General features: G+C 58.2%; 7 protein-coding genes. 4 read left to right on the forward strand and 3 right to left on the reverse strand.

The window, feature by feature from the left end; translation table 11 throughout:
- On the reverse strand, window positions 1-866 hold an 866-nt coding region (locus DU29_RS0128155; protein WP_028624696.1), incomplete at its 3' end, for a ParB/RepB/Spo0J family partition protein.
- Window positions 867-947: 81 nt separating this feature from the next.
- A complete protein-coding gene (locus DU29_RS0128160) occupies window positions 948-1,778 on the reverse strand; it encodes a DUF932 domain-containing protein (protein ID WP_028624697.1) in 831 nt (276 codons plus the stop codon).
- 619 nt (window positions 1,779-2,397) lie between these two features.
- Between DU29_RS0128160 and DU29_RS0128170 the strand changes: the two genes are divergently transcribed.
- Genes DU29_RS0128170 through DU29_RS1000000132005 form a run of 3 tightly spaced genes read left to right on the forward strand, consistent with a single transcriptional unit; the run spans window position 2,398 to window position 4,262 of the window.
- The gene (locus DU29_RS0128170) at window positions 2,398-2,769 is read left to right on the forward strand and encodes a TIR domain-containing protein (protein WP_028624699.1); all 372 of its coding nucleotides are present in this window, start codon (window positions 2,398-2,400) and stop codon (window positions 2,767-2,769) included.
- 18 nt (window positions 2,770-2,787) lie between these two features.
- The gene (locus tag DU29_RS0128175) at window positions 2,788-3,762 is read left to right on the forward strand and encodes a caspase family protein (RefSeq protein ID WP_028624700.1); all 975 of its coding nucleotides are present in this window, start codon (window positions 2,788-2,790) and stop codon (window positions 3,760-3,762) included.
- A 20-nt stretch (window positions 3,763-3,782) separates the two neighbouring features.
- Complete coding sequence (locus tag DU29_RS1000000132005) at window positions 3,783-4,262, forward strand: toll/interleukin-1 receptor domain-containing protein (protein ID WP_071536442.1); 480 nt, start codon at window positions 3,783-3,785, stop codon at window positions 4,260-4,262.
- Between the two features lie 213 nt (window positions 4,263-4,475).
- On the opposite strand, the gene radC is transcribed toward DU29_RS1000000132005, so the two are convergent.
- Window positions 4,476-4,985: a RadC family protein gene (gene radC / locus DU29_RS0128180; protein WP_028624701.1), complete on the reverse strand. Its 510-nt coding sequence runs from the start codon at window positions 4,983-4,985 to the stop codon at window positions 4,476-4,478.
- Between the two features lie 332 nt (window positions 4,986-5,317).
- Between radC and DU29_RS1000000132010 the strand changes: the two genes are divergently transcribed.
- Window positions 5,318-5,517 (forward strand): RrF2 family transcriptional regulator (locus DU29_RS1000000132010; RefSeq protein ID WP_152635602.1); only part of this gene is annotated, 200 nt, incomplete at its 3' end.

Consider the following 5,517-nt stretch of genomic DNA (forward strand, 5'->3'; position numbering starts at 1 on the left):
GCAAGGCTGGCCAGCTTGTCCTGCGCCAGCCGTTCCAGCAGCGTGGCATCGGTCAGATACACGCCGCTATCGGCTTCCGCGAACAGATCGCGGCGGGTGCCACCGCCTGCGGCCTCGTAAGCATTCAGCCCAACGAAGCGCACCAGCGGATGCCGGTGGGCATCAATCTCGCGCTCGGTCAGGCGGTCGCGCAGGTTGTGCGGGCTGCGCTGCCATGTCGGCGCATCGTAGAACGCAGCTTCCTGCGCGGCGTGGTCGTCGGTGATGGCAAGGGCCATCAACTGGTCAAGGCTCACGGCTTCGGCCCGGTAGTCGGCCAGCAGGCGCGGCGACACGTTGGCGAGTTTCAGGCGGCGCTGCACCACCAGCGGCGTGACGCTGAAATCTGCGGCAATGTCCTCGATGGGGCGGCCTTCGGCCACCAGCGCGGCAAATGCCTCGAACTGGTCGGCGGGGTGCATGGCTTCGCGCTGCACGTTCTCGGTCAGGCTGGCGGTGCGGGCGGTGCCATCGGCCACCAACAGGCAAGGCACCTCCCATTCCTTGCTGATGCGGTGCTTTTTCGCCAGCAGCTTGAGGGCGGCAAGGCGACGGCCTCCGGCCACGACTTCGTAACGCTCGCCGTCAGCGGTCGCGGTGACGATCAGGTTTTGCAGCAGGCCGACACGCTGGATGCTGGCGGCGAGTTCGGGAATCGACATGCGCGGGGTCTTGCGCACGTTGCGGCCCGTGGGGCGCGATACCAGCCGCGACAGCGGCACCAGAATCAGATTCTTGCTCGGGTCGGCGGCTTCCAGCAGCACGGCAGGCGCAGTGCTGGCTGCGGGGTGGATGGCTTGGGCTTCGGTGTGGTTAATGGCGTTCATGGTGAAAACTCCTTGCGATGATGGAATGCAGCAGCGAATAGCGCGGCAAGGGCTGCTGCCTGCCCCTGCCGCGCAGGGGAATCAGGCTTTCAACTGGCGCAGGCCATCGGCCAGCAGCCACAGGGCGCGATTGAGGCGAATATCGGAATCAATGCCCTGCACGGGGCGGGTTTGCTGGCGGCGTCCGTTGGCGCTGCGCCCATGCAAACCGCCTTTGGTCAGGTTCTCTTGGGTGCGGTTGAACACGCTCCACAAGTCCGGGCGGCGGTCGTCGAAGCGGCGCGGCATCAGGATTTGCGATTCGGTGATGGGCGCGGGCTTGTTGTCCGTGGGGTCGTACTTGAGGGCCAGCGCGGAACGGGCGAATACTTCGGCTTCGCCTTCATCCAGCGTGATCGTGCGCATAGCATCGCGGGACTCCTTCACGCGCTCGAAACCGCTCAACACCTCGAAAGCGCCTTCAATGACGGAACTGGCCACGTCGCCTTTGTGGGGTACGCGCACGTCTGCCACGGTGTCGCCGCAGACAAGGCCATTGCTGCAAACGAAGCGGAACATTCCGGCCAACATCTGATAGCTGCTGGTGCCGTCGTGCGAGTTCAGCAGCACGATTTCGTTGGCTTCCGCGCCGTTGATCTGGCTGGCGTGGCGCAGGCGAATCATGTGTTTGGTGTGTTCGCGCTTGCCTTCATCGCGCACGCGGGTTTGCGTCACCATGAAGGGTTGAAACCCCTCCTTGCGAAGCTCGGTCAACACGGCAGCGGTGGGGATGTAGGTGTACCGCTCGGAACGGCTCTCATGCGCGGCATCCGCGAAGATGGACGGGGCCACCCTGCGAATCTGGCCATCGGACAGCGGGTAGTCGCTGCGCAGTGAGGGGGAGCGGGAAGCGAAACGGGATGCGAGTTGCATGGTCTTTCTCCTGACGAAAAGGGTTTGCTGTTCAAACCGCACACCGGATTCCAAGATTCGGAGCCCAGCCTTTCGGCTGTTCGGTGCGGTTGGCACGAGGAACCCGGTTGGCCCTGTTGCCACCGTCTTTCCTGAGTTCATCGCCCGCGGCCAAAGGAGCGCGCGGACGGGGGCCGTCAAGGAAACAAGCGCAGGGTTGGTGCGGCCCGCAGGCGCAGCCGAGGACACGGCCCTGCGCGCCTTGACGGCTCACGGAAGCGGGCTACGGTCGCGGACAAGGTGATGAAGTCAGGGGAGACGGCTGGACAAGGCAACGGCCGCCCTTGTGTGCTGAGCCGCACGCAAGCGAAGCGCGCAGGCCCGAAGCTGGAAGCCGGGCCGTAGGCGTCAGCCGAGCGGAGCGAGGGAACGATGGAAGCCCGTCAGGGGCGAGACTCGCGTAGCGAGGCTCGATGCGCAGCACGACAGCGCGGCCGGCCGTGCTCTTGGGCCGGGGACGCCCGCCATGTTTGTTCCTTCAGCCCTATGCGTCCGACACGATTAATACCGAAATATCTGTTACATTCGATACGAAGTATCGAGACAGGCACTCCAACACCATTTCGGCAAAGAGGATCACATGGCAGACAAGAAAGTTATTTTCGTTGCATTCGCTATTGAAGACGAAAGGCAAAGGGACTTTTTGAAAGGTCAATCACTCCTTACGAATTCCCCTTTCGAATACATAGATATGTCAGTCAAGGAGGCCTATGCATCGGAGTGGAAAGACAAAGTCCGTGCCCGAATTCGTCGATCGGATGGCGTGATCGCCTTGATTAGCAAGAACTCCTTGGCGTCTAGCGGACAGAAATGGGAGATTGCATGCGCACGTGAGGAAGGAAAGAAAGTGTTGGGCGTCTGGGCCTATTCCGATGATCGGACTAAAGTTGAAGGCGTAAACACTGTCGCATGGACATGGGATGCCATAAAGAACTTTATCAACGGTCTTTGACATACGCGGAGTGACGTTATGCGCATAGCTCTAATCGTTGGCATAAATCATTACGAGCATGGTGGCTCTTTATATGGATGTGTCGATGACGCTCACGCGGTGCAAGCTGTCCTAGCTCGTCATGGGGATGGCTCTGTCAACTTCGATTGCAAAATGTTCACCGGGACTGGTCCAGCAGATCGCGTCGAACGGTCTTTATTAAAAGATCGCGTTGAGGAGCTTTTCAAGGCACAAGCTGATATTGCTCTTTTTTATTTTGCTGGTCATGGACATATTGAGGCGACTGGGGGATATCTGCTGGCGACGGATTCTCGCCGTGGTGACGAAGGGCTATCGCTCTCCGAAGTCCTTGCGTTGGCCAACAAATCGCCAGCACGCAACAAGATAATCATCCTTGATAGCTGCCACTCAGGAATAGCCGGCACTCCTCCAGTCGCTGGAGAGCTAGCCAGCTTGTCTGAAGGTTTGACGATCCTTACTGCCTCAGCGGCTGATCAGTATGCAACGGAGGAAAACGGCAGAGGCGTATTCACGACCCTATTGGTAGATGCCCTTCATGGAGGGGCGGCCAACCTCACTGGCGACATCACGCCAGGTAGCATTTATGCACATGTTGACCAATCCCTGGGGGCTTGGGAACAGCGTCCGATTTTTAAAACCAACGTCCGTCAATTCGTCTCGCTTCGAAAGGTCAATCCGCCTATCTCCTTAGATGATCTCAGGCGTATAACGGAATTTTTCCCCCGACGTGGTTTTGAATACAAGCTCGACCCTACATTCGAGCCGGAGCTGAAGGGGAGAGATCCCGGCATGCCTCCGCCAGATCCTGAAAATACGCGCAAATTCGCGTTGCTGCAGCGATACAATCGCCTTAACTTGGTCGCGCCTGTGGATGCCCCTCATATGTGGCACGCTGCCATGCAGAGCAAGTCCTGCAAGTTGACAGTGCTAGGGGAGCATTATCGGCTTCTTGCTGAAAAACAACGCCTGTAAAGTGTATAAAAAGGAAAGGCATGAAGATATTTTTATCTCATCAACAAACTGATTCGGCGTTAGCCTTGAGAATTCAAGGTCATTTAAAAAGAAATCACAACATTGATTGTTATTTGGATGTCATTGATCCAAAATTTAATAACGGGGAAGATATTGCGGCACATGTCAGAAAGGAGCTTGACAAATGCACGCAACTGCTGGCTGTTGTTTCTGATGCAACTAAGGCATCATGGTGGGTGCCATGGGAAATAGGTGTTGCAACGGAAAAGGATTTTCCACTTGCCACATTCGGTGGAAACATTGAGCTTCCAGATTATTTAAAGAAATGGCCGTATCTCAAAAGCACTTCTGATCTGGATATATACGCTGAGACATCCAAAGAAGCGGCCAAGCGCGTGCTAACTGCAAGCAACGAGTCAGCTTCATCTGGAACGACTGTATTCAGGGTGGATGCAACTAGACACTTCTATAAAACATTGCGAGCAAAGCTTGGGCAATAGAAGTGCGGGGGGCAGAAATCCCTGTCACATTGGCGTGATCAAGTCTCTGCCAACAATGTTTCCTTGAGCCACCGCGCAAGCTCCATATCGGCCCGCAATGGCTCAAGATTCGAGCTAGTATGGCTCCACGAGCGGGCTACTACCTCCGCATTGAATCGAGATGTCTCCTTTGACCATATAAGAATATCGCAAAAGGGGCCGAAGCCCCTTGGGCTAGATTAGCCCGCGCTCGGCGAATGATGCCGTGGAGCTACCCGCAACGATGACGTGATCGAGCACCCGCACGTCCACCAGCCCCAGCGCCTCCCTGAGCCGCTGGGTCAGCGCCCGGTCGGCCGCGCTCGGCTCGGGGGTCCCGCTCGGATGGTTGTGCGAAACGATGACCGCCGCCGCATTCAACCGCAGCGCCTCCTTGACCACTTCGCGCGGATACACCGAAGCACCGTCGATGGTGCCGTGGAACATCTCCCGGTATTCGATCAGCCGATGGCGCGTGTCCATGAACAGCACCGCGAACACTTCATGCTCGAAGCCGGCCAGCTTGGTGCGCAGGTACTCCTTGACCGCCGCTGGCGAAGTGAACTCGGCCCCGCGCTGCATCTTCTGGTCGATGACCTGGCGCGCAGCTTCCAGAATGTCGCCGGCTGATGCCGGCAGATAGCGTCCGTGTGCGTCGCGCACCAGTAGCGAGGAATCGAAGGAAGGAAAGGACAGTTGTGACATGATCGTGCTCCGGTTGCTCGGGCGGAATTGCCCGGAACCGTGGAGAGCACGGCGCAGCGAAAGCAGTCAGGGTTCAGGGACGGCCACAGGCCGCAAGCGTGCAAGCACGCGCAGCCCTTGACGGCGAGAACGCCGTGATACGGTGAAGGGAACAGCAAGACCGCCTACCCCCGCCCACTGCATACACTTGCCATTGGGCAAGCGCAGCGCGCAGGCCCGCAAGGGCCGAAGGCATCAGCAACTGTCTTGAATGTCAAGCATGAAGGCTCGACAGCAGCCGACGTTCACGTTCTGTCTTGACATTCGACCTCAAACAGAACATCATTAGTTACATGAAACGCGACAGCCGCCTGTCTTCCGTCCTGCATGCACTGCTGCACATGGCTGAGCAGGATGGCCCCGTCACTTCTGAAACCCTGGCTCAATGCTTGGGTACCAACCCCGTTGTCGTCCGGCGCACCATGGGGTATTTGCGAGAAGCGGGCATCGTCACTTCAGATCGAGGCCACGCGGGTGGATGGCGCATCCATGC

The sequence above is a fragment of the Pseudomonas sp. Ant30-3 genome, assembly GCF_000690905.1.
In the GTDB taxonomy this organism is placed as follows: domain Bacteria; phylum Pseudomonadota; class Gammaproteobacteria; order Pseudomonadales; family Pseudomonadaceae; genus Aquipseudomonas.